The sequence below is a fragment of the Leifsonia sp. Root112D2 genome (assembly GCF_001424905.1).
Taxonomy (GTDB): Bacteria; Actinomycetota; Actinomycetes; order Actinomycetales; family Microbacteriaceae; genus Root112D2.
In genome coordinates, this window is record NZ_LMCU01000001.1 from 1,616,243 (window position 1) to 1,638,796 (window position 22,554).

Below are 22,554 nucleotides of genomic sequence, written 5' to 3' on the forward strand. Positions count from 1 at the left end.
ATCACCTGTGAGCACCCCACGCCTGTCGGCGGCCACGCTTGCCGACATGTCGGTTGAGGAGAGGTCGAGGAACGAGGCCTCGTCTCGAAACCCGCAGAAGTCCGGCCCACTCGTCGATCCTGCGGCGCTCTCGATCGGCATCGTGCACTTCGGCATCGGGGCGTTCCACCGCGCCCACCAGGCCGTGTTCACGGAAGACGCGGCAGCGGCATCCGGTGACACCCGCTGGGGAATCCTGGGCGTCACGGGCCGCAGCGACACGGTCGTGCGCCAGTTGCAGCCGCAGGACTGTCTCTACGGCGTGCTCGAGCGGGGGGCGGATGCGACGAGCCTGCGTCTCATCGGATCGGTGCGCGATGTCGCGTGGCCCGGTCGCGACTCGGAGCGCGTGGTTGAGCAACTCGCCAGCCCGACCACGCACGTGGCGACCCTCACCATTACGGAGAAGGGATACTTGCGCGGGGCAGACGGCGAGCTCGACCTGAGCCTGGGCTCGGTGCGCCACGATGTTGCGGTTCTCGGGCGGGAGCTGGCGGGGGAGAGCGAACTGCCGGCGTCGCTGACCCCGCTGGGTCTGCTGGTGCGCGGGCTGGCGCGACGCTTCCGCAGTGGCGGTGAGCCGTTCACCGTCGTGGCCTGCGACAACCTCGTCGACAACGGCCCCACCACGCGCCGCCTCGTGCAGGGCTTCGCCGCCGCGGCCACGCCGGTTGAGGAGGATGCGACCAAGGAGCATCCGTCTCGAAACCAGCACCAGCACCCCTTCGCAGCCTGGCTCGCGGCATCCGTCACCTTCCCTTCCACGATGGTCGATCGCATCGCGCCGGCCACCACCGAAGGCGATCGCGCGCTCGCCGAAGAGATCCTCGGGCTGCGCGATGAGGCGCTCGTGGTCGCCGAGCCCTTCAAGCAGTGGGTGATCGAAGACGACTTCGCCGGCCCGCGCCCCGCCTGGGAGCAGGCCGGGGCCATCCTGACCTCCGATGTCGCCGCGTACGAACGCGTCAAGCTGCGCGTGCTCAACGGAACGCACTCGATGCTCGCCTATCTGGGTGCGCTCAAGGGCCATGACACGATCGCCCAGGCGGTGACGGATGTCGCGCTTCACGATGCCGTTCTGCGGGTGCTCAACGACGACATCCTGCCGACGCTTCAGGCGCCACCCGGTCTCGATCTTGAGCAGTACCGCGACTCGGTGCTGCAGCGCTTCGCCAACCCGAACCTCGCACACACCACCGGCCAGGTGGGCATGGACGGCTCGCAGAAGCTGCCGTTCCGCTTCGTGTCGACCGCCGCCGACCGGATGGCCGCCGGGCACCTTCCCGAGGGGCTGGCGTTCGCGCTCGCCGCGTGGATCAGCTACATCGCCTCCACCTCGGATGCCGGCGGCCCGGTTCTCGACGATCCGCTCGCGACGCGGTTGCAGGCGGCGATCGGCACCTCGGTGAGCCTCGCGGAGCATCCGGATGCCGCCGTCGACCGCCTCTTCGCAATAAACGAGGTCTTCACCGCCGAGGTGCGCGCGTCCTCCGCCTTCCGCGCCGCCGTCGTCGCTGCCCTCCCGCAGGTGCGCGCCCTCACCCGTCCCGCTGGTTGAGGAGGCGCGCGAAGCCGCCGTCTCGAAACCGCCCCGCGCGGCCCTGGTTTCGAGACGTCGCCTCGTTCCTCGACGACTCCTCAACCAGCGAACAGGTGAGAAAGCTGGGTTATACCCCAGAATCGGGATGCGGTCAACATTTAAGTAGACACGGCGCGCCCTGCGGCATATAGTTGATCTTTGCGCTCCCTCATACAATCACGCCTTCATATTGCGGTCGGCTCGTGTGCCCGGGCCCGGTTTCGAACTATCGAAACGGGTCATATATCGGCACCATCTGCGGGAGTTCGTTCACAACAGTTCCCCATACTGATCACAAGTAACTTAAGGCCCGACGGGGCCCACGGAGGTTATTTCCTTGGCTGCTGCGCGCAACGCAACCACCACGCATTCATCAAAATCCGAACCAAAGAACGGGCGCAACCACTCGCGTCTTTCGTTCGCAAAGATCACAGACACCCTGACCGTTCCCGATCTGCTTGCTTTGCAGACCGAGAGCTTTGACTGGCTCGTCGGAAACGACGCCTGGAAGGCGCGCGTTGCCGAGGGCGAGGCGCAGGGTCGCCAGGACCTTCCGAGCAACACCGGTCTGGAGGAGATCTTCGAGGAGATCTCTCCGATCGAGGACCTCGGCGAGACCATGCAGCTGTCGTTCACGAACCCGTTCCTCGAAGAGAAGAAGTACTCGATAGACGAGTGCAAGGAGAAGGGCAAGACCTACTCCGCTCCTCTCTACGTCGAGGCCGAGTTCATGAATCACCTCACGGGTGAGATCAAGACGCAGACCGTCTTCATGGGTGACTTCCCGCTCATGACCGAGAAGGGCACCTTCGTCATCAACGGCACCGAGCGTGTCGTCGTGTCGCAGCTGGTTCGCTCCCCCGGTGTCTACTTCGACCGCACGCCCGAGAAGACCTCCGACAAGGACATCTACTCCGCACGTGTCATCCCCAGCCGTGGCGCCTGGCTCGAGTTCGAGATCGACAAGCGCGACCAGGTCGGTGTGCGCATCGACCGCAAGCGCAAGCAGTCCGTCACCGTGTTCCTCAAGGCACTCGGCCTGACGAGCGAAGACATCCTCGAGGAGTTCAAGGGCTTCGATTCGATAGCCCTCACCCTCGAGAAGGATGCCATCCTCACCAAGGAAGAGGCGCTCAAGGACATCTACCGCAAGCTGCGCCCGGGCGAGCAGGTTGCCGCCGAGGCCGCGCGTGCGCTGCTCGACAACTTCTACTTCAACCCGAAGCGTTATGACCTGGCCAAGGTTGGTCGCTACAAGATCAACCGCAAGCTCGGTATCGACGCTCCCCTGAGCGACTCGGTGCTGACCACCAAGGACATCATCGCGACGATCAAGTACCTGGTCTCGCTGCACGACAACCAGACCACGTTCAAGGGCGTGCGCGACGGCAAGAGTGTCGACATCCGCCTCGACGTCGATGACATCGACCACTTCGGCAACCGTCGCATCCGCGCGGTCGGCGAGCTCATTCAGAACCAGGTTCGCACCGGTCTCTCCCGCATGGAGCGCGTCGTTCGCGAGCGCATGACCACGCAGGACATCGAGGCGATCACCCCGCAGACCCTGATCAACGTGCGCCCCGTCGTCGCCGCGATCAAGGAGTTCTTCGGAACCAGCCAGTTGAGCCAGTTCATGGACCAGAACAACCCGCTCGCGGGCCTGACCCACAAGCGCCGCCTGTCGGCACTGGGCCCGGGTGGTCTGAGCCGTGAGCGCGCAGGCGTCGAGGTGCGAGACGTTCACCCGTCGCACTACGGCCGCATGTGCCCCATCGAGACGCCTGAAGGCCCCAACATCGGCCTGATCGGTTCGCTCGCATCGTTCGCGCGCATCAACTCGTTCGGGTTCATCGAGACCCCGTACCGCCGCGTCGTCAAGGGCAAGGTCACCACGACCATCGACTACCTCACCGCAAGTGAGGAAGACGACTTCATCGTGGCCCAGGCCAACGCCCCGCTCACGAAGGACAGCACCTTCGCCGAGGAGCGCGTGCTCGCCCGCAAGAAGGGCGGCGAGGTCGACCTGATGCCGCACGACGAGATCGGCTACATGGATGTCTCCCCGCGCCAGATGGTGTCGGTCGCGACCTCTCTTATTCCGTTCCTCGAGCACGACGACGCCAACCGCGCCCTCATGGGCGCGAACATGCAGCGTCAGGCCGTGCCGCTGGTGCGCAGCGAGTCCCCGCTGGTGGGAACCGGCATGGAGGGCTACGCGGCCATCGACGCCGGTGACGTGCTGACGGCGGATGCTGCCGGTGTCGTCTCCGAGGTCTCTGCGGATGCTGTCACGGTTCAGCTCGACGAGGGCGGAACGCAGACCTACTACCTGCGCAAGTTCGACCGCTCCAACCAGGGCACCTCGTACAACCACCGTGTTGTCGTGAACGAGGGCGACCGCATCGAGGCAGGCGAGGTCGTCGCAGACGGTCCGGCCACCGAGAACGGTGAGCTCGCGCTCGGCAAGAACCTGCTCGTGGCATTCATGCCGTGGGAGGGCTACAACTACGAAGACGCGATCATCCTCAGCCAGAACCTGGTGAAGGACGACACGCTCTCCTCGATTCACATCGAGGAGTACGAGGTCGACGCCCGCGACACCAAGCTCGGTAAGGAAGAGATCACCCGCGATCTGCCGAACGTCAGCCCGGATCTTCTGGCCGACCTCGACGAGCGCGGCATCATCCGCATCGGTGCAGAGGTTCGCCCCGGCGACATTCTGGTCGGAAAGGTCACGCCGAAGGGCGAGACCGAGCTTTCCGCCGAGGAGCGCCTGCTGCGCGCCATCTTCAACGAGAAGAGCCGCGAGGTTCGCGACACGAGCCTCAAGGTTCCCCACGGTGAGCAGGGCACGATCATCGGCGTCAAGGTGTTCGACGCGCAAGACGGAGACGACGAGCTCGGCTCGGGCGTCAACCAGCGCGTTGTCGTCTACATCGCCCAGAAGCGCAAGATCACCGCGGGTGACAAGCTCGCCGGCCGTCACGGCAACAAGGGTGTCATTTCGCGCATCCTGCCCGTCGAAGACATGCCGTTCCTCGCGGATGGTACGCCGGTCGACATCATCCTCAACCCGCTGGGTGTTCCCGGTCGCATGAACTTCGGCCAGGTGCTGGAGATTCACCTGGGCTGGATCGCCAAGCAGGGCTGGAACGTCGAGGGCAAGCCCACCTGGGCCAAGAAGCTGCCCGCCGCCGCTCACTCGGCCGAGCCGAACACCAAGGTTGCGACCCCGGTGTTCGACGGTGCCCGTGAGGAGGAGATCGCGGGTCTGCTCGACTCCACGATCCCCACGCGTGACGGCGAGCGCCTGATCGACTCCACCGGCAAGACGCAGCTGTTCGACGGCCGCAGCGGTGAGCCGTACCCGTACCCGATCTCGGTCGGCTACATGTACATCCTCAAGCTGCACCACCTCGTCGACGACAAGATCCACGCACGTTCGACCGGACCGTACTCCATGATCACGCAGCAGCCGCTGGGTGGTAAGGCACAGTTTGGTGGTCAGCGCTTCGGTGAGATGGAGGTGTGGGCGCTCGAGGCATATGGCGCCGCATACGCCCTGCAGGAGCTGCTGACCATCAAGTCGGACGACATCCTCGGCCGGGTCAAGGTCTACGAGGCCATCGTCAAGGGTGAGAACATCCAGGAGCCGGGCATCCCGGAATCCTTCAAGGTTCTGATCAAGGAAATGCAGTCGCTCTGCTTGAACGTCGAGGTGCTCTCGGCCGACGGCACAGCGGTGAGCCTGCGCGACACGGACGATGAAGCGTTCCGTGCCGCCGAGGAGCTCGGCATCAACCTTTCCTCGCGCTTCGAGTCGTCGTCTGTCGACGAGATCTAAGCGCAGCCAGACCCTACTGACGAATCTTCACAAGGAGAGAGTAAAAATTGCTCGACGTTACAACTTTTGACGAGCTTCGCATTGGCCTGGCTACCGCCGACGACATCCGTCGTTGGTCGCACGGTGAGGTCAAGAAGCCTGAAACAATCAACTACCGCACCCTCAAGCCCGAGAAGGACGGTCTGTTCGGTGAGCAGATCTTCGGTCCTTCCCGCGACTGGGAGTGCTCCTGCGGCAAGTACAAGCGCGTGCGCTTCAAGGGCATCGTCTGTGAGCGCTGTGGCGTAGAGGTCACGAAGTCGTCGGTGCGCCGTGAGCGCATGGGCCACATCGAACTCGCCGCCCCTGTCACCCACATCTGGTACTTCAAGGGTGTTCCTTCGCGCCTGGGCTACCTGCTCGACATGGCGCCGAAGGACCTGGAGAAGGTCATCTACTTCGCCGCGTACATGGTGATCGAGGTAGACGAAGACGGCCGTCACGCCGACATGCCGGGCCTGGAGAACGAGCTGCGTCTCGAGATCAAGACCCTCAGCGACCAGCGCGACTCGCGCATCGCCGACCGCCTCACCAAGCTCGAGGGCGACCTCGCGGCTCTGGAGGCCGAGGGTGCGAAGGCCGACCAGAAGCGTCGTACCAAGGACGGCGCCGAGAAGGAGATGAACCAGATTCGCAAGTCCTTTGACGAGGACATTGCGCGTCTGGAGCGTGTCTGGGATTCCTTCCGCAACCTCAAGGTGGGCGACCTCAAGCCTGAGGACGCCGACTTCAACGAGCTCTCCGACCGCTTCGGCCTGTACTTCGAGGCTTACATGGGCGCCGAGGCGATCAAGAAGCGTCTCGAGTCGTTCGACCTGGCCGCCGAGGCCGAGGTTCTGCACGACCAGATCGCCAACGGCAAGGGCCAGAAGAAGATCCGCGCCATCAAGCGTCTGCGCGTGGTCAACTCCTTCATCCAGACCGGCAACTCGCCGGCCGCGATGGTGCTCGATGTCGTTCCGGTGATCCCGCCCGAGCTGCGCCCGATGGTGCAACTGGATGGTGGCCGCTTCGCGACATCCGACCTCAACGACCTCTACCGTCGTGTGATCAACCGCAACAACCGCCTGCGTCGCCTGCTTGACCTCGGTGCCCCCGAGATCATCGTGAACAACGAGAAGCGCATGCTGCAGGAGGCCGTTGACGCGCTGTTCGACAACGGCCGTCGTGGTCGCCCCGTCACGGGTACCGGCAACCGCGCCCTCAAGTCCCTGAGCGACATGCTCAAGGGCAAGCAGGGTCGTTTCCGCCAGAACCTGCTTGGCAAGCGCGTGGACTACTCGGGCCGTTCGGTCATCATCGTCGGACCGCAGCTCAAGCTGCACCAGTGTGGTCTGCCGAAGGACATGGCTCTCGAGCTGTTCAAGCCGTTCGTGATCAAGCGCCTGATCGACCTGAGCCACGCTCAGAACATCAAGGCCGCCAAGCGCATGGTCGAGCGCGCACGCCCGCAGGTCTGGGACGTGCTCGAGGAGATCATCCGTGAGCGCCCCGTGCTGCTGAACCGCGCACCAACCCTGCACCGCCTGGGCATCCAGGCCTTCGAGCCTCAGCTCGTCGAGGGTAAGGCCATTCAGTTGCACCCGCTCGTGTGTGCCGCGTTCAACGCCGACTTCGACGGTGACCAGATGGCAGTGCACCTGCCGCTGTCCGTCGAGGCGCAGGCCGAGGCGCGCATCCTGATGCTCGCATCCAACAACATCCTGAAGCCGTCAGACGGCCGCCCGGTGACCCTGCCCTCACAGGACATGATCATCGGTCTGCACCACCTGACCACGCTCAAGGAGGGTGCCGTCGGTGAGGGCCGCGCGTTCTCGACGATCGCCGAGGCGATTCTCGCGCACGACCAGCACTCGCTCGACCTCAACGCCAAGGTGCGCATTCGCCTCTTCGACGTTGTCTTCGCCGAGGGTACCGGCCCGCAGAACATCGAAGAGGGCAAGCCTGTTCTCGTCGAGACCACGCTGGGTCGCGCGATCTTCAACGAGGCGCTGCCTGCCGACTACCCCTTCGTTGAAGAGGTTGCCGACAAGGGTGTGATCTCCGGCATCGTGAACAACCTTGCCGAGCGTTACCCCAAGGTCGAGGTTGCCACCGCGCTGGACAACATCAAGGATGCGGGCTTCTACTGGGCCTCGCGTTCCGGTTCCACCGTCGCGCTTTCCGACATCCTGACCCCGCCCTCGAAGCCGCAGATCATCGCGGGCTACGAGAAGAAGGCGGCCAAGGTTCAGGGCGAGTTCGACAAGGGTCTCACGACCGAGAACGAGCGCCGTCAGGAACTGGTCAAGATCTGGACGGATGCCACCAACGAGGTCGCCCAGGCGATGCAGGACAACTTCCCGAAGGACAACACGATTTACCGCATGGTCACCTCCGGTGCCCGTGGTAACTGGCTGCAGGTGCGCAACATCGCCGGTATGCGAGGCCTCGTGAACAACCCGAAGGGTGACATCATCCCGCGCCCGATCATCTCCTCGTACCGCGAGGGGCTGAGTGTGGCCGAGTACTTCATCGCGACACACGGTGCCCGCAAGGGTCTGGCTGACACGGCTCTGCGTACCGCAGACTCGGGTTACCTGACGCGTCGTCTCGTGGATGTCTCGCAGGACGTCATCATTCGTGAAGACGACTGTGGCACCTCGCGTGGTCTTGACACCGTCATCGCCGCACCGGATTCGACCGGCACGCTGGTTCGCGACGTCAACGTCGAGAACTCCGTGTTCGCGCGTTCGCTCGCTGCGGATGCCGTGGACTCGAAGGGCACCGTCATCGCCCCCGCGGGCAGCGACATCGGTGACGTGCTCATCGACAAGCTGGTCGAGGCCGGCGTGGAGAACATCAAGGTGCGTTCGGTGCTCACGTGTGAGTCTGCCGTCGGTGTGTGCGCGGTCTGCTACGGCCGTTCGCTCGCGACCGGCAAGCTCGTCGACATCGGCGAGGCCGTCGGCATCATCGCGGCCCAGTCGATCGGTGAGCCCGGCACGCAGCTGACGATGCGTACCTTCCACACCGGTGGTTCGGCATCCGCTGATGACATCACGCAGGGTCTGCCCCGCGTGACCGAGCTCTTCGAGGCGCGCACCCCCAAGGGTGCGTCGCCCATCGTCGAGTCCGCCGGTCGCGTCGTGATCGAAGACACGGATCGCAGCCGCAAGGTGATCCTCACGCCCGACAACGGCGACGAGCCGATCGCATACCCGGTGCTCAAGCGTTCGACCCTTCTCGTTGAGGACGGCCAGCACGTTGAGCTCGGCCAGCAGATCATCGTCGGTGCCGTCGACCCGAAGGAGGTGTTGCGCGTCAAGGGTGTTCGTGCCGTGCAGCAGCACCTCGTCGGTGGCGTGCAGGGCGTCTACCGCTCGCAGGGTGTGCCGATTCACGACAAGCACATCGAGGTCATCGTGCGCCAGATGCTGCGCAAGGTCACGGTTGTCGACCACGGCGACACGGATCTGCTGCCCGGTGAGCTGGTCGACCGCTCGAAGTACAACGAGCTGAACCGCGCCGCGCTGACCGAGGGCAAGAAGACCGCCTCGGCCCGTCAGGAGGTCATGGGTATCACCAAGGCGTCACTGGCGACCGAGTCGTGGCTGTCGGCCGCGTCGTTCCAGGAGACCACGCGTGTTCTCACGCAGGCCGCCATGGAAGGCAAGAGCGACCCGCTGATCGGCCTGAAGGAAAACGTGATCATCGGAAAGCTGATCCCGGCCGGAACCGGTCTGCCGCGCTACCGCAACGTGACCGTCGAGGCCACCGAGGAAGCAAAGGCGGAGCGTTACCCGAACCGCATCTTCACGGATGACGCCACCTTCGCCGAGAACGACCTGAGCTTCGTCGACTTCGACAGCTTCAGTTCGGACGACTACACGCCCGGCACCTACAACTAGGTTCGAGCGCAGTACACGAGGGGCCCCGGCTAACGCCGGGGCCCCTTCGTCGTGTCCTGCTACCCGCTGGTTGAGGAGCGAGGAACGAGCGTCTCGAAACCGGCCCGCCCGGCCCTGGTTTCGAGACGGGCCCTCCTTCGTCGAGCCCTCCTCAACCAGCGGAACGGCGCGACCACCGAACGGGTGGCCCCATATTTGGGTGATGTGCTCAGCATCCGCTCGGCGATAGCGTGACAGGGCTTATCCATATGCCCACCCGCTCTCTCTGTGCGCACCCGAAACGCCGCAGTCCCAGCTCTGTCGAGGAGGTACCCGTGGCATCCATGACCGAAATTCTGATTCTGCACGGGCTGCTGCCGATCGAGCAGCTCGATGCCCTCGAACACAGTCAGGCCGAAGAAGAGGCCGCCATTCGCGACCTCGTCAACAAGGGCGTCATCAACGAGGTGCAGCTCGCCACCGCGCGGGCCGCGCAGGCCAATCTGCCCTTCGTCGAACTGCTGGACTACCCCGTCGATCGCACCGCCGTCTCTCTCGTTGCCCCCGGCATCTGCCGCAGGCACAACGTTCTTCCCATCGCCGTGACCAACAACCGTGTGGTGCTGGCGATGGTCGACCCGGGCAATGTCTTCGCGATAGACGATGTGCGCGCGGCGACGCGCATGCAGGTCGACTCCGTTGTGGCCGAACGCAGCGACCTGCTGGCCGCCATCGATCGCTATCTGCGTGCCGACGGCGAGCTCAGCGACCTCACCACCACGCTCGAGGAGGAGAGCGCGCCGGCGGATGCCGCGACGCTGAGCATCGGCGATGCCGGTGACGACGACGCGCCCATCGTGCGTTTCGTGAACCTGCTGGTGAGCCAGGCGATCCAGGATGCGGCATCCGATATTCACATCGAACCGGGCGAGCACGAGGTGCGGGTTCGCTACCGCATCGACGGCGTGCTGCATGAGATGCAGCCGGCGCCCAAGAGCATCCAGAACGGCGTCATCTCCCGCCTGAAGATCATGAGCGACATCGACATCGCCGAGCGGCGCAAGCCGCAGGACGGTCGCATGTCTGTCAGCCACGGCGGCCGTCAGATCGACCTGCGCGTGGCCACGCTTCCCACGGTGTGGGGCGAGAAGATCGTCATGCGTATTCTCGACAACACCAACACGAGTCTCGATGTGCGCGACCTGGCCATGCTCGACCGCAACTTCGAGGTCTTCCGCACCTCGTATTCCAAGCCGTACGGCATGATCCTGGTCACCGGCCCCACCGGTTCGGGCAAGTCGACGACGCTGTACACGACCCTCGGCGCGGTGGCGAAGCCCGAGATCAACGTGATCACCGTCGAAGACCCGGTGGAGTACCGCATGGCGGGCATCAACCAGGTGCAGGTGAACCCGAAGGCGGGGCTCACCTTTGCCAGCGCGCTGCGCTCCATTCTGCGCAGCGACCCGGATGTCGTTCTGCTCGGTGAAATTCGCGACCACGAGACCGCGCAGATTGCCATCGAGGCCTCGCTCACCGGCCACCTGGTGCTGTCGACCCTGCACACCAACGACGCACCGAGCGCGGTCACCCGGCTCACCGAGATGGACATCGAACCGTTCCTGGTGGGATCCGCCCTCGATTCGGTCGTGGCCCAGCGGCTGGCCCGGCGCCTGTGCGAGCGCTGCAAGGCACCCGCCCCGATCGACCCGCAGCGGTTGCTGCAGCTGAACTTCACACTCGACCCCACCCGGGAGATGCCCGTCATCTACCAGCCCGTCGGATGCGCCAGCTGCTCGAACACCGGCTATCGCGGGCGGCTCGCCATTCACGAGGTGATGGTGGTGACCGAGGACATCGAGCGACTCGCCGTCGGGCGCGCGTCCAGCGCAGAGATCGGCCGCCTGGCCAGAGCCCAGGGCATGCTCACGCTGCGCGAAGACGGCTGGGCCAAGGTGCAGCTGGGCATGACGTCGATTGACGAGATCTTGCGGGTGGTCGCCTAGTGCGCCCCGGCATTCGGTGCGAAGGCGCGCTTGCGCCGACCCGCACGCGGGAGAAGGGCAATGAGCATGGATGACTCTATCTACGAGATTCCGGTGATTCCGCCGGACCCCGGCACCGGCAGCTGGAGTCTCACCGGCTTGGGCTCTGAGCAGGGCGGTGCGAAGCCGGATGCGGTCCAGCCGCTGCTGCGCCCGCGTTCCGCAGACCGGGCGGCGGTGCCCGGCGTAGCGCTTCCGCAGCCCGTTCCTGCGCCGACCGGCCAGCCCGCGGCAGCCGCGCCTCCCGTGCAGGCACAGCCTGCGCAGCCGCAGCCGCAGCCGCAACAGCCGCAGCCGCAGCCCGTGGCAGCAGCGCAGCCTGCACCCCCCGCCGCCGACTCACCCGCAGATGCGCGCCGCGTCTCCCGCCAGAGTGCCGACCCCGAACTCATCGCCGCGCTGCAGGAGGTCGTCTACAGTCGCGCATCCGACCTGCACATCACCGCGAATGCGGCACCGATGATCCGCGTCGACGGAGGCCTGCGGCCCGTGCCCGGTGGGCAGGTGTGGGATCGCGAGCGAGTCGCATCCGCCCTGCAGAGCATCATCAGCGAGCAGCAGCGCACCCAGTTCGGGCGCGAGCTCGAGCTCGATTTTGCCTACACGGTGTCGGCGAACGCCCGCTTTCGCGTCAACTACTACCAGCAGCGCGACTCGATCGGCGCGGCTTTTCGGCTCATCCCCACCGAGATCAAGCAACTCAAAGACCTCGGCGTGCCCGAGTCAATCGGCCGCTTCGCGACCCTGCCGCGTGGTCTCGTGCTCGTGACAGGCCCCACCGGCTCCGGAAAGTCCACCACGCTGGCCGCGCTCGTGGACTTGGTGAACTCCACGCGCACCGACCACATCGTGACCGTCGAAGACCCCATCGAGTTTCTGCACGCGCACAAGAAGTCCATCGTGAACCAGCGCGAGGTCGGCCACGATACCCACAGCTTCGCCTCGGCCCTCAAGCATGTGCTGCGTCAGGACCCGGATGTGATTCTCATCGGCGAGCTGCGCGACCTCGAGACCATCTCGGTAGCGCTCACCGCCGCCGAGACGGGCCACCTGGTCTTCGCCACCCTGCACACGCAGGATGCCCCGCAGACGATCGACCGCATGATCGACGTGTTCCCGCCCCACCAGCAGGGCCAGGTGCGCGCACAGCTCGCCGCGACGCTGCAGGGCGTGGTCTGTCAGACTCTCGTGGCCCGGGCCACGGGTGAGGGCCGGGCCGTGGCCACCGAGATCATGATCACGACCCCGGCCATCGGCAACCTCATTCGCGAGGGCAAGACGTACCAGATCGCCTCGGCCATGCAAGCCGGCCGCGATCTGGGCATGCACACCATGGACCAACACCTGGCCGAGCTGGTGAACACCGGCAAGGTGACGCACGCCGCGGCACTCGAGAAGGTGCACGACCCGGCCGGCTTCGACAGGCTCATCGACCGCGTGGAGTCGCCCACGGAGGCATCCGCTCGAGCTCTCTCGGTGGGCGGCATTGACTTCGGCGATTCATTCTCGGGAGGGGCGCGCTGATGTCCACCAGCACACAGACATTCGCTTACACCGGCAGAAACTCCGCCGGGAAGCTGGTGAAGGGCCACGTGGATGCCACAACCGAGGGCGCCGTCGCCACCCGACTGCGCACCATGGGGCTCTCGCCCGTCTCGATCGAAGAATCCGCTGGCGGCACGGGGCTGAACCGGGAGATCTCTATCCCCGGCTTCACCAAGGGCGTCGGTCTGAAGGACCTCGCCGTGATGAGTCGCCAGATGGCGACGATGATCGGGGCAGGGCTCTCGCTGCTGCGCACGCTCAACATCCTGGCGGAGCAGACCGAGAACAAGACGCTCGCCAAACAGCTGGCCACCATCAGCAAGGACGTGGAGTCGGGCACCTCGTTGTCGGATGCGATGCGCCGGCACGATGAGACATTCCCCCCGCTCATGATCAATATGGTGCGGGCGGGAGAGACCGGTGGCTTTCTCGACAACGCGCTGACATCGATCGCCGAGAACTTCGAGAAGGAAGCGAAGCTGCGCGGCACTATCAAGTCGGCCATGACCTATCCCGTGGTAGTACTCATCATCTCCGGCATTGCCGTGATAGCGATGCTGATCTTCATCGTTCCAGTCTTCGACAACATGTTCAAAAGCCTGGGCGGCCAGTTGCCGCTGCCCACCGAGCTGCTTGTGCAGCTCTCCCATGCAATGGTGTGGCTGGGACCCGTGATTGTCGTGGCGGTGATCGTCTTCTGGATCTGGTGGCGCAAGAACAAGCACACCGAGGCCGTGCGGCGGCGCCTGGACCCGATCAAGCTCAAATTGCCGGTCTTCGGTGCGCTGCTGAAGAAGATCGCCGTGGCGCGCTTCAGCCGCAACTTCGCCAATATGATCAGCGCCGGCGTGCCCATTTTGCAGGCGCTGCATATCGTGGGGGAGACCTCTGGCAACTGGGTGATCGAGCGCGCGTTGCAGCGCGTCTCTGAGTCGGTGCGTCAGGGCAAATCGATTGCCGGGCCGCTGGGCGATGAGCCGGCGTTTCCCGACATGGTCACCCAGATGATCGCCGTGGGCGAGGACTCTGGGTCGATGGAGACCATGCTCGAGAAGATCGCCGAGTTCTACGACGCGGAGGTGGAGGCGACCACTGAGGCGCTGACCTCGCTCATCGAGCCTCTGCTCATCGTCTTCCTTGGCGTGATTATCGGGGGCATGATCGTGGCTCTGTATTTGCCGATCTTCAACATCGCCACGCTGATCAAGTAGCTTTTGCCCCTCCCTCTGGGGTCAGAAATCCCTGATAAACCCCCCAATCGCGGGCTGCACCTGAGAAAATCCTGCGAATAGCATCAGTTCTGCCGGACCAGCTCGTCAGGCTCCCGAACCGCCTGTAGTACCCGAATGATTGGAAAGATTCTTATGCTCTCACGCGTCATGAATGCGCTCTCGCGCAAACGTTCCGCCCTCAACGAGAACGAGAAGGGCTTCACCCTGATCGAGCTTCTCGTCGTCGTGATCATCATCGGCATCCTCGCCGCGATCGCGATCCCCGTCTACCTCGGCATCCAGAACAACGCCAAAGACAGCGCGACGAAGTCCGATCTGACGAACTGGAAGACGGGTGTTATCGCTGCGCAGACTACGGCCAACGGCACGCTGCCTGCGGACAAGGCTGCCGCTGGTATCTCCGATACCACCGGCTCGACCGCAACGGTCTACACAACGGACGGCAGCACCACATTCTGCATCCAGGCAACGAGTGGCTCTTCAAAGACTTTCAAGATCACTGATTCGGCTGCCGCTGTAGAAGGCACTTGCTCTTAAGCCGCTTGGCTACGCAATATTTGCGGAACCATTCAGGGTGGGGTGCTGCTGACGTGGCACCCCACCTCACCCTTTTCCCCCGGCATGAAACGGACCCGACCGTGAAGAACGCCAGCGACGCAATCGCACATCCCGACAAACTTGAGCAAGGCTTCGGCCTCATCGAGATCATTGTCTCGATGTTTCTTCTCGCGCTGCTCGCCGTGGCCTTCCTTCCCGTGCTCATCCAGTCGATGAAGGTCACGGCAACGAACGTCACGATCGCCGCGGCGACACAGCTTGTGAGTCAGGATATTGAGGATGCACGCACCAAAGGCAGTGTGTGCGCGAATCTCGAGGCTTATGTCGCCGAGACGATTCCCCCGGTGATCGACGGGCGTGGTGTCTCCATCCAGGTGCACCGGCAGCCCGTCGTCTGCCCCTCAGCGGCCGCTGGCTATCCGACATCGGTTCGGTTATCCGTCTACGCAACGAGAACCGGCGACGCAACCCAGCTCGCCGGTGCGACGACACTTGTTTCCGTGAGCGCCCGATCATGATCACTCGTATCCGGCACTGCGTCAAAGAACGCGAGTCCGGCATGTCCCTCATCGAACTCATGGTGTATATGGGGCTCGCGGTCATCGTGCTTGGTGTCGTTGGCGGTTTTCTGGTGAACTCGCTGCGTACAGGCAACGACGTCCGCACCACCACGGCGGCAACGACGGCTGCACAACTGATCTCATCATCTATCCAGACCGGTGTGCGGAACGCGTCAGGGATCCACGAAGTCGACGAGGGAGCCGACGGAAGCCAACTTGTCGTAGTTCGCACCGCAACGAAAACGTCGACGGCCGGCTGGCGTTGCCAGGCTTGGTATTACAGCGCCGCCGATCAGGCTGTCTACACAACGATTACCGGCGCTACTGCGCCGATTACCGTTCCCTCCGGAGGGCCCAAGGGGGCATGGACGCTGCTCAGCGATGGCGTGTCGCCCGCAAATGGCGCAAGCCAGGTCTTCCAAGTGACGAGCTACTCTGTGGCCCTCAGCTTCGGCGTAGCAACGACCGGGGGCAGCCCCGTCCGCATCGACAACACCGCGTTCATGCGCACAGCCAACCCGGAGGGGGCGCCATGTTTCTGAGTCGTCTGAAGTTCGCCTATGAAGATCGAGAAGAGGGCAGTGCGCTCATTGCCGTTCTGGGCTTGATCGGCGTCGCCGCAATCATCGGGCTTCTGGTCTCAAGCGCGACAGTATCGGCCATGGGGTTCACCAGCGCCACCCGAGCGGGTGTGCAGTCGCAGGCGGCGGCAGAGGCTGGGATTGATTTCGCGCAGGTCAGCCTGGCGACGGGAAGTTGTCAACCGAGTTATACCTCGAGTGTGGCGCCCTCGTTTACTGCAACGCTCTACTACTCTCTCCAGAGCCTCGGTGATTCCTGGGCGACCGGATGCCCCAACGGCGCACCCGCGCAGCGCATCAAGATCGTGTCGACAGGTCTGGCAACATCTGTGGGCGTCGCTGGGAACACACGCGGCAATGCGAGTGCAGTGGAGGCGATCTACCCCGCAATAGTGACGGACACGTCGATCACCGCTACCGGTCCCGCTGTCTATGCATTCTCGGCGACGGGGTTTTCCGGGTCTGGGACGTTGCTGCCGGTCAGCGGCAGCCTGCCCAGCGTGCGGATCAAGCACGGAAACGTGACTTGCGATGGTGGGAGCGCGGTGGCCGGTGACATGGTTGCAGCCGACGGCTCGCTCACGATCGGCGGTTCCTGCAGCGTCGGCGGCAGCGTTTGGTCTTCGCAAGCATTGACGATCTCCGGCGGTGGAATGACGGTTGGCGGTGACGCGACCGCCTCCTCCATCAGCCTCGCCGGAGTCGAGGTCAAGGGCAACGCCTGGGCATCGAACGCGATCAAGGTAAATTGGGGGTCGACCATTGACGGGCGCGCAACCGGTGGGAGCCTCAATTTCGCGGGTGGAAACATCAAGGGCGCGTCCTGGACCAACGGCGCAGCCGCTTTTACCGTCGGCGGCTCCTCGATAGACGGCTCACTCACGGCGCGGTCGCTAACAGGAACTGGAACCGTAAAGGGCGGCAAGACGATCGTGCCGACCGGACCCGGTGCCGGACCGGCGGCGCCGGCGACCCCGGTGGTGCCGAACTGGGTCGACTTCGTTTTCAAGCCCAGCGACTGGGTCGGTTTCACGGTCGTCACGCTCCCCGCAGGTACCTGCAGTTGGGCCCAGTTCCAGGCTGCCGCAGCCACATTGGGGACCAGCGCCGGTGTGATCAATGCGCAGGGCTGCACGAATACCATCACGCTTTCGACGGGGAGCGAGAAGTTGCCCGTGAACAATGACCTGGCGATCATCGGTAAGACCTTCAGTTTCGGCGGCAGCGGTGGTTTCTCGGCGACAAGCGCGCATCGCCTGTGGCTGATCTCACCCGATGCGACAGCAGATAGCCAGCCCACGTGCCCCGCAGGCGGCGGATTCACCGTCGCGGGTGGATTCACGCTCGATCCAAAGCTCAGTGTCATGATCTACAACCCGTGCCACGTTGACATCACCTCGGGCATCAACTGGCGCGGCCAGATCTTCGCCGGGTCAGTGACGATCAACGGCGCGGCAACGCTCAGCTACGCACCGGTAGGGCTCCCCGGCTTCGATCTCGACCTGGGAAATCCGACGAATGCGGGTGCGCCTGGTGCCAGCATGATCGGAACTCAGACCTCCATCCGTGATGTCGGCGTCGGAGGGTGATCGTCGTGGCCATCGTTATTGGAGTTTTTGGATCGTTGATCGGTTCGTTTCTCAACGTGGTCGTCTACCGCGTTCCGTTGAAGCAATCGATAGTCTCGCCGCCAAGCGCGTGCCCGCGCTGTGGTGCGCTCATTCGCGGTTATGACAACATTCCGATGCTGTCGTGGTTGCTTCTGCGCGGGCGATGCCGCAGCTGTTCGGCACCCATTTCTCGTCGGTACCCGCTGGTCGAACTCGGCACGGCGCTGTTCTTCGCCGCGGTCGCGTGGTGGTGGCTCGGTGCCGATCTGGTAGGCGCTTCGGGAGAATCGGCAAGCGGAGGGACATTCGCGGCGCGCATCCTCGTGTTGGTGGCATTCCTGTATCTGGCGGCAGTGAGCGTTGCCCTCGCGCTCATCGACATCGATACGCACACCCTGCCCAACCGGCTTGTGTTGCCCAGCTACATCGTCGGGGCCGCCCTTCTGGCCGCGGCAGGGATAGTAGTCGGCAATTTCGGCGCCCTGATTTCTGCCGGCATCGGATGCGCGGCGCTCTTCGTGCTCTACGCGATACTCGCCATCGTGCGTCCCGGTGGAATGGGCCTCGGCGATGTGAAGCTTGCGGGTGTGCTCGGCCTGTTTCTCGAGTTTCTCGGATGGCCGCAGCTCGTTGTCGGCGCATTCGCCGCCTTTCTGCTCGGTGGCCTCTACGCCATCGCGCTGCTCGCGCTGCGCCGAGCGAAGCGCGGCAGCGGAATTCCATTCGGCCCGTGGATGCTTGGCGGCGCGTGGGTAGGCATCTTCTTCGGAAACATCATCATGAACGGCTATCTGTCGCTCGTTGGATTGGCTTAGCGGTTCGCACGGCGCGAATCGTGAGGGGGTATGAATAGTGGCTAACACTGTCGTCGGCGTCGATATCGGCAGCAGTTCACTGCGCGCTGTCGAAGTGAGCGATGCAGACAAGGCGCGACCGACGGTGCTGCGTGTCTACGAGGCGGCCCTTCCCGAGGGCGCCGTGAGCAGGGGCGAGGTGCTCGAGGCCAACACGGTGGCTTCGGTGCTCAAGCAGGTATGGTCCAAGGGCGGCTTCAAGAGCAAGAACGTGGTGCTCGGCATGGGCAACCAGAGGGTGCTCTCTCGGGATCTGACGGTTCCCAAGATGTCGCTGCGGCGCATCCGGGAATCGTTGCCGTTTCAGGTTCAGGACCTCCTGCCGGTGCCCGTCGCGGACGCGCTGCTCGATTTTTACCCCGTCTCCGAATCTGAAGGAGAGAATGGCCCCGTCGTTCACGGCCTGCTGATTGCCGCGGTCAAAGATGCCGTGCTCGGCAACGTGAAGGCCGTTCAGCTTGCGGGTCTGTCGCCGGTGGAAGTCGATCTCATTCCCTTTGCCCTCTGCCGAGTGCTTCTTACCCGGCCCAAGGTCGAGACCACTACCGCGCTGATCGATGTCGGTGCAAGCACCACCACCGTGGTGGTCGCCACCAACGGAGTACCGCAGTTCGTGCGCATCATTCCGAGCGGAAGCGACGATCTCACGCAGGCACTCGTGACGAGGCTCGAACTCACCCCCCAGGATGCCGCCACGACCAAGATCTCGCTCGGACGCGCCACTCAGGTCAGCTCGGTCGAAGAACAGCGAGCCGTCGAGGTCATCTACGAGGTGACGAACGAGCTGTTGGTGAGCCTGCGCAACACCGTGAACTACTTTGCGAATACCAGGCCGCAGGATCCGGTGCGTCAGGTCGTGCTGACCGGCGGCGGTGCCGCCACCCAGGGTTTTGCTCATGCATTGGGCGAGATGGTGCGTATTCCGGTCGTGATGGGTGATCCTTTTCAATCGGTGGCGCTGTCGCGCAGCCTCAAGGCAGACGAACTGCGTTCCAGCGCGTCGGCCATGACCGTTGCCCTCGGCCTGGCATTGGGGAGCAACGTATGAGCAAGAAGACCCCCACCGATGCGTTGATCCTCGGTGCAGAGCCGCGGGCAGACCTGCTGCCGGTCGAGGTTCACGGCCAGATCAAGGCGCGGGGAACCCGACGGCTGCTTCTCTACGTGCTCGTCGGCGTTCTGGTGATCACCGTTGCCGGAATAGCCGCTGCCGCCTACTCTGCCGGCGACGCGCAACGGCAGCTGGCCGCGGAACAAGCACACACGCAGGATCTACTGGCCATGCAGAGCAAATACGTCAAGGTGCGCAGCGTGCAGGCGGATGTTGCGGCAGCCCAGGCGGCGCAGCAGGTCGGAGCATCCACCGAGATCGATTGGAAGCCGTATCTCGACAAGGTTCAGGCGACGCTTCCGTCGGGATCGACGCTGACGGTCGTCACCATCGACTCTGAGTCGCCGCTTCTGCCGTATGGGCAGGCCGCGGCCCCCTTGCAGCCCACACGAATCGCGACTCTCACCCTGACGGTCGCCAGCCCAACCCTCCCCGATGTCGTCGCGTGGCTGGAAGCGCTGCACACCTTGCCCGGATTCGCGGACGCGGTTCCTGGTGCGACGACTCAGATTCCGAATGGGTACACCGTGAACGTGACCATGCACATCAACGAAGAAGCGTTTTCGAAGCGCTTCGCTGAGATTGCGAAGTAGGGACTATGAGCAGCAACAGACTCTGGATGATCGGCCTGGCCGTGGCTATCGTTGCCGTTCTCGGACTCGGCTGGCTGGTCGGTGTGGCACCCCAACTCGCGGCGGTTGACGCGGCGAATGCGCAACGGCAGACGGTGCAACAGCAAAACGAGCAGGCGACAACCGCGCTGGCAAAACTGAAGAGCGACTATGCCGGTATCGACGACCTTAAAGCCAAGCTGGCAACGCTGCAGCAGTCGGTGCCGGGCTCCGCAGAATTGAACACGTTCGTCAAGCAGCTCATCTCGGCTTCGAGCACATCACAGGCCACGGTATCGAGCATCACCATCAGCGACGCTCAGCCATACGCACCGCCCGCCCCCGCTGCGGCTGCTGCTCCGGCGGCCAGTGCCTCGACGGCCACGCCGACACCCGCACCGACGGCGGCGCCCACCGCTGCGCCGGCTGCAGCGGCTCCGCCAGCCCCGCTCCCTCCTCAGCTGAAAACAAACCCGAAGGTCACTGGAGCGAACTTCATTGCGATTCCGGTAGCCGTCGGGCTCAAAGGAAGCTACTCGAACGTGCTCGCTTTCACGAAGGCTGCACAAAGCGGCTCGCGCCTTTTTCTGGTCAATAAATTCACGAGCACGGCGAGCACGGCTTCTGCCGCGACGAAACCGCCGGCCGGAACCGATGCGACCAATGCGCAGGATGCTTCCTCGTCCGTCACAGCCACTCTGAGCGGCTTCGTCTACGTTTTCCTCTATTCCGACAGCGCGACGTCGACGCCCGCGCCCGCCGGCTGACACGCCGCGTGACGGATGCCTCCCCGCGCGACTGCGGGGAGGCATCCGGTCGTTCGGGCTCCCGATTGCTACAGTGTCAGCAGTAAGCATGCCCGCGCGGGCCGAACGAGGAGTGACACCATGAGCAACACCACGCCTGAGTCACCGCTAAACGACCCTGCGAACGAGAGCAGTCCCGACACTGCTGCGGGCTCCGTTCCTGCCGAACCCGAGTGGGCGAAGGAGGCCGACGCGTCTGAAAGCGCAGCGAGCGAAGACACGTTCACCGGTGAGGTCAACGTTCCGGCAGAACCGCGATCGGCCAGCGGGCACGTGAGTGCGCCGGCAACGGGGGAGACCCAGGCGAGCGACGAGGCCGCCACGCGGCGTTCCGACGACACCGCCGCGACCGAGACGTACGCAGCGGCGCCTGCTGCCGCTGCCGCGCCGGCCGCACAGAACGCCTGGACCGCCGAGCCGACCACAACAGACTCGGCCGCAACCGGGCCGACCACAACCAAGCCCGCAACCGTCGCCGCACCCGCCGCGAGCACCGTCTACGTCTCCACCCCGACGCCGCCGAAGAACAAGGGCAATCGTGGCGCCGGAATACTCATCGCCGTGCTCGCCACCGTCGTCTTCGCCGTGGTGTACGCGCTGGTCGTCACCGGCATCTTTGCGCTCAACCGCCAGGGCGATGTGTTCAACGACCTCACGAGATACGTGGTCACACCGGCATTCTGGGCCACGGCGATAGTCTTCTTCCTCGCGTTCATCCTCCTCATCGCCATCGCCAACCGCGGCGGCTGGTGGTGGTACGTGATCGGCGGATTCTTCGTGGGCGTCATCGTGTACTTCGGCTACATCGGCGCAACCCTGCTCACGAACGCGTGGGACCTGGCGCCGTCGGAGGTGGGTCGGTTTGTGGGGCAGTTGTGGGCGCATCCGCTTACCCTCGCTGCAGCAATTGTGGCCCGCGAAGTGACCGTGTGGTTCGGCGCCTGGATCGCAGCCCGTGGCCGCAAGGTGCGTGCGCGCAACATTGAGGCGCGCGAGGCCTACGACCGCGAGGTCGCCGAGGGGCCGCAGTATCGGCAGCCCGTCGCCGGCCGACCGTGACTCTGACGCACAACATATGACGGCCGGCGCATGAAGGCCACATCATGAGCGACTTTCGTCGTTATGCCGCGGTTGTCGCCGTCTTTGCGACGGTGCTTTACCTCGCGCTGCTCATCGCGGTGTTCGGCCAGATCAGCCTGTACACCAACCTCGAGGTGATCCCCGAAGCGGATGCCGGCTTCGTGGTCGGGCCTGTTATGAGCGGCATCGCCACGCTCATCGTGCTCTTCGCTCTGCTGTCCATAGGCCTGCGCATCCCGGTCGAGAAGCAGCGCGTCTCGGTGCCGGGTGCGCTCGGAATCGGCATTGCGGCCTACCTCGGGTACACCCTGCTGGGTGGCGCCATCTACGCGGCCGGGCGTGGTGACCCCTTCGGCTTCATCCTGTTCGTCGGCCGGTCGTTCCTCTCGCCTTTTCCGGCCGCGGTCGGGCTGCTCGCCTTTCTGGTGACGCTCGCGTACATGCTCGTGCTGGCATCCAGGGTGGGTGAGAAGGGCCCGCCGAAGTGGCCGTGGGAGCGGCCGAGGCGGCCTCGGCGCTAGCCGGCGCATCCGGCGAAGAATATTGCGCGGGGTATGCAGTCTGTAGGGTGTCTTTCGGGGCCGTGAGCGC

The 22,554-nt window shown here is 64.3% G+C and carries 16 protein-coding genes; all 16 read left to right on the forward strand.

The features are described 5' to 3' along the window. Window positions 1-7 precede the first annotated feature (7 nt). Window positions 8-1,597: a mannitol dehydrogenase family protein gene (locus tag ASC63_RS07455; RefSeq protein WP_235491994.1), complete on the forward strand. Its 1,590-nt coding sequence runs from the start codon at window positions 8-10 to the stop codon at window positions 1,595-1,597. 358 nt (window positions 1,598-1,955) lie between these two features. Then, window positions 1,956-5,462: a DNA-directed RNA polymerase subunit beta gene (rpoB, locus tag ASC63_RS07460; RefSeq protein WP_055811417.1), complete on the forward strand. Its 3,507-nt coding sequence runs from the start codon at window positions 1,956-1,958 to the stop codon at window positions 5,460-5,462. Window positions 5,463-5,509: 47 nt separating this feature from the next. Beyond that, window positions 5,510-9,391 (forward strand): DNA-directed RNA polymerase subunit beta', encoded by a 3,882-nt coding sequence (locus ASC63_RS07465; protein ID WP_055811420.1) that lies wholly within the window; start codon window positions 5,510-5,512, stop codon window positions 9,389-9,391. A 314-nt stretch (window positions 9,392-9,705) separates the two neighbouring features. Next, on the forward strand, window positions 9,706-11,376 hold the full coding sequence (locus ASC63_RS07470) for a GspE/PulE family protein (RefSeq protein WP_055811423.1): 1,671 nt from the start codon (window positions 9,706-9,708) through the stop codon (window positions 11,374-11,376). Between the two features lie 66 nt (window positions 11,377-11,442). Then, entirely contained in the window at window positions 11,443-12,939 is a 1,497-nt protein-coding gene (locus ASC63_RS07475) for a type IV pilus twitching motility protein PilT (RefSeq protein ID WP_235491996.1), read from the forward strand. Further along, window positions 12,939-14,171, forward strand: coding sequence for a type II secretion system F family protein (locus tag ASC63_RS07480; protein ID WP_157487623.1), 1,233 nt, complete (start codon window positions 12,939-12,941; stop codon window positions 14,169-14,171). Before ASC63_RS07475 ends, ASC63_RS07480 begins: the two co-directional genes overlap by 1 nt. A gap of 168 nt (window positions 14,172-14,339) precedes the next feature. Beyond that, entirely contained in the window at window positions 14,340-14,729 is a 390-nt protein-coding gene (locus ASC63_RS16790) for a type IV pilin protein (RefSeq protein WP_327063339.1), read from the forward strand. 101 nt (window positions 14,730-14,830) lie between these two features. After that, complete coding sequence (locus tag ASC63_RS07490) at window positions 14,831-15,268, forward strand: prepilin-type N-terminal cleavage/methylation domain-containing protein (RefSeq protein WP_055811429.1); 438 nt, start codon at window positions 14,831-14,833, stop codon at window positions 15,266-15,268. Beyond that, a complete protein-coding gene (locus tag ASC63_RS07495; protein WP_055811432.1) occupies window positions 15,265-15,852 on the forward strand; it encodes a PilW family protein in 588 nt (195 codons plus the stop codon). The genes ASC63_RS07490 and ASC63_RS07495 overlap by 4 nt, the downstream gene beginning before the upstream one ends. Then, window positions 15,843-17,480, forward strand: a complete 1,638-nt coding sequence (locus ASC63_RS07500) for a hypothetical protein (RefSeq protein WP_055811434.1) — start codon at window positions 15,843-15,845, stop codon at window positions 17,478-17,480. The genes ASC63_RS07495 and ASC63_RS07500 overlap by 10 nt, the downstream gene beginning before the upstream one ends. A 5-nt stretch (window positions 17,481-17,485) precedes the next feature. Then, on the forward strand, window positions 17,486-18,316 hold the full coding sequence (locus ASC63_RS07505; RefSeq protein WP_235492005.1) for a prepilin peptidase: 831 nt from the start codon (window positions 17,486-17,488) through the stop codon (window positions 18,314-18,316). Between the two features lie 37 nt (window positions 18,317-18,353). Beyond that, window positions 18,354-19,403 carry a type IV pilus assembly protein PilM gene (gene pilM / locus ASC63_RS07510; protein ID WP_055811440.1) on the forward strand — a complete coding sequence of 350 codons (1,050 nt, stop codon included), beginning with the start codon at window positions 18,354-18,356 and terminating at the stop codon, window positions 19,401-19,403. After that, window positions 19,400-20,059, forward strand: coding sequence for a hypothetical protein (locus ASC63_RS07515; protein WP_055811443.1), 660 nt, complete (start codon window positions 19,400-19,402; stop codon window positions 20,057-20,059). Before pilM ends, ASC63_RS07515 begins: the two co-directional genes overlap by 4 nt. A gap of 5 nt (window positions 20,060-20,064) precedes the next feature. Then, the gene (locus ASC63_RS16490) at window positions 20,065-20,844 is read left to right on the forward strand and encodes a hypothetical protein (RefSeq protein WP_055811446.1); all 780 of its coding nucleotides are present in this window, start codon (window positions 20,065-20,067) and stop codon (window positions 20,842-20,844) included. A gap of 120 nt (window positions 20,845-20,964) precedes the next feature. Beyond that, on the forward strand, window positions 20,965-21,942 hold the full coding sequence (locus tag ASC63_RS07525) for a hypothetical protein (protein ID WP_055811448.1): 978 nt from the start codon (window positions 20,965-20,967) through the stop codon (window positions 21,940-21,942). 44 nt (window positions 21,943-21,986) lie between these two features. Further along, a complete protein-coding gene (locus tag ASC63_RS07530) occupies window positions 21,987-22,484 on the forward strand; it encodes a DUF6121 family protein (RefSeq protein WP_055811450.1) in 498 nt (165 codons plus the stop codon). Window positions 22,485-22,554 lie beyond the last annotated feature (70 nt).